The organism is Anaerolineae bacterium (assembly GCA_014360855.1).
Classification (GTDB): Bacteria; Chloroflexota; Anaerolineae; order JACIWP01; family JACIWP01; genus JACIWP01.
Window position 1 is genome coordinate 1 of record JACIWP010000348.1, and the last position, 2,775, is coordinate 2,775.

Here is a 2,775-nt window from a genome sequence, read left to right on the forward strand (position 1 = left end):
AGCGCGGTCTTGCTGGGCGCCATCCTGTTGGTCATCACCCTCAGCATTCCGGCCGAACAGCGCCTCCTGTTCGCCATTATGCTGAGCATCAACGCCCTGTTCATCCCCTTCGCGGCGCCCAACGTCATCTCCACCGTGTTCGACATCACCCTGCCGGAAGTGCGCAGTACCGCCATGTCCATCCAGCTCTTCATCGAATCCGCCGGCGCCGCGCTGGCCCCGCTGATGGCCGGCCTCATCGCCGTGCGCGCCAGCCTGCACGATGCCATCCTGCTCATCTGCGTCACCGCCTGGGTGCTGTGTGCCATCTTCTTCGGGGTGGCCGCCTATCTCATCCCGCGCGATATCGCCACCCTGCGGGAACAGCTCCGCCAGCGCGCTGAGGCGGAGCGTATCGCCGTGGAAGCCTGATCGCTATGCGCGTGTGGGATCTTCATCCCGGTTATCTGGATCGCCAGAACTTGCTGGGGGAGCATAACGAGATTCACGGTTTGCTGACCATCATCGGGGAGAGCCGGCGGGGATACGCGCAGCACCCCGAGACCATGCGCTGGCGGGAGCATCTGCCGGCACTGTGCTGTCGCCACGACCTGGTGGTCGCGGAGATGCGCCTGCGCGGGTATCAGCACCGCTCGCCCGCCGGCGAGTACGACGCACACCAACTCACCTGGCCGGCGGAGTTCCTTGACCCGCCGGCGCGGCAGTTCCTCCTGCTCGCCGAGCGCTATGCGCGCCGCGGCAGTCCGGGCGGACGCATACCGCTCCCTCAATCCACGCAGGAGCTGTGGGCACAGCACAAGTATTCGGTGCTGGTGCGCTCCCCCGAGGCATATCAGGACATCGGCCGGCGTGTGGCGAACACGCGGTCAGCGGACGAATTCGACGCGCTAGCGCTGGAGCTGACGCGCTGGCTTCGCCGGCCGCCGGCCCCCGGCCGGCTCATCAACGCGCTCCAGCACATGTGGGGGTATGTCAGCCCTTTGGCAGAAAGACCTGCCCCTGCGGAGCCGGCGGAACTGCTCAGGATGATCCAATCCCTTGCCTTCGCCCATCATGTCACCTACCTGCTGGAGTCCACCGCCCTGAGCGACCTGGCCGGCTGGCTTGACAGCGGGATTTCCCAGCGAGGGAGATCCCGGCACGATATATTCACCCTGGAGGAGAGGTTATGACTGTCCATCCAATCGCCATCGTCCTCGCCATGCACGGAGCGCCGCCCCGGGATTTCCCGCGGCGGGAACTGCAGGAATTCATGGGACTGCACGGCCGGCTAGAACATGCCGCCGGCCCCGAAAGAGAGGCGCTCCAGCGCCGGCACGACGAGCTGGAGACCAGGATGCGCTCTTGGCCGCGCACGCCGGAGAACGACCCGTTCCACGCCGCCTCCCTCCAGTTGGCGGAACACCTGGGTAAGGCGACCGGCTTTCCTGTGATGGTGGGATTCAACGAGTTCTGCGCGCCGGCACTGGATGAGGCCCTGGATCAGGCCGCATCCATCGCCTCCCATGTGGTGGTCATCACCCCGATGATGACCCGCGGCGGGACCCACGCCGAGGCGGATATCCCCCGGGAGATCGACGCGGCACGCGCCCGCCATCCAACGGTGCGCTTCACCTACGCCTGGCCCTTCCTCATGCCGGATATCGCCGGCTTCCTAGCCGGCCAGATTCAGCGGCATCTGCAGGAACAAGGATCATGACCCCAATCTCCATCCCCATGCGGGATATTGATCGGCAAATATGGGAGAGCGAGCTGGAGGATTTCGTCCCCCCTCGCATCTATGATGCGCACGCCCACCTTTTCCGCGCCGACCTCGACCTCTCGCCGGAGTCGGACAGCCCGGGCCGCCGGCTGGCGGCACGGGGCTTCGCTGAGGCCGGCATGGCCCTTTGGCAGGCCTGGAACGCGGCGCTGTTCCCCGGGCGGGAGGTGCACGGCTCCTGCATGGGCTTCCCCTTCGTCCACGCAGATTTGGCCGGCATGAACGCCTTTGTCGTCGAGCAGGTGCGTGAGGATGCCGGCTCCGCCGCCCTCATGCTGGTGCGCCCGGGCATGACACCCGACGAAGTGGATGCCTTCGTGCGGGCAAACGGCATCATCGGCCTGAAGCCCTACCGCGTGTACTCCGCCACCGGCGATGTAGTGGACTGCCGCATCACCGATTTCCTGCCGGAGGAGCTGATCGAGGTGGCGGAGGAGCATCGGTTAGTGGTGGTACTGCACCTGGCGCGCCGGCGTGCCGCCGCCGATGAACAGAACCTGGCGGACCTGCGCCGGCTCAGCCGGCGGTATCCCCACGTCCAGTGGCAGTTGGCCCACTGTGCGCGGTGTTTCATCCCCCATTTCCTGGAGCTGGCCATCGGCCCGCTGTCAGAGCTGGAGAACGTGTGGTTCGATACCTCGGCGGTGTGCGAATCGGATGTGTTCGATGTCCTTCTGCGGCGAGGGCCGCGCGAGCGGGTGATGTTTGGGACGGATAACCTGCCGGCCGGCGTGGACCGGGGCAAATACATCGCCTTCGGCTATGCCTGGGCGCTCCTGACCGAGGACAACCACCGCTTCGACCTGTCGCACTGTCAGCCGGACGCGACTTGGGTGGTGTATGAATCCCTGCGGGGCCTGCGGCGCGCCGCGGAGCGGAACGGTCTGACGCCGGCGGAAATCGAGGACTTGTTCTACGGCAACGCCATGCGGCTGAGGGAATTATGTCTTTTCAGTTGACAGTCACCTCTCAGGTGACTGTCAACTGAATCTTCGCCCGCGAGACGGGGCTTG

General features: G+C 65.8%; 4 protein-coding genes. All 4 read left to right on the forward strand.

The window, feature by feature from the left end; genetic code table 11:
- A partial coding sequence (locus H5T60_13805) for an MFS transporter (protein MBC7243507.1) occupies positions 1-411 on the forward strand: 411 nt, incomplete at its 5' end.
- Positions 412-416: 5 nt separating this feature from the next.
- On the forward strand, positions 417-1,172 hold the full coding sequence (locus tag H5T60_13810) for a DUF1722 domain-containing protein (protein MBC7243508.1): 756 nt from the start codon (positions 417-419) through the stop codon (positions 1,170-1,172).
- Positions 1,169-1,699 (forward strand): CbiX/SirB N-terminal domain-containing protein, encoded by a 531-nt coding sequence (locus tag H5T60_13815; GenBank protein ID MBC7243509.1) that lies wholly within the window; start codon positions 1,169-1,171, stop codon positions 1,697-1,699. Before H5T60_13810 ends, H5T60_13815 begins: the two co-directional genes overlap by 4 nt.
- Entirely contained in the window at positions 1,696-2,721 is a 1,026-nt protein-coding gene (locus tag H5T60_13820; GenBank protein MBC7243510.1) for an amidohydrolase family protein, read from the forward strand. Before H5T60_13815 ends, H5T60_13820 begins: the two co-directional genes overlap by 4 nt.
- Positions 2,722-2,775 lie beyond the last annotated feature (54 nt).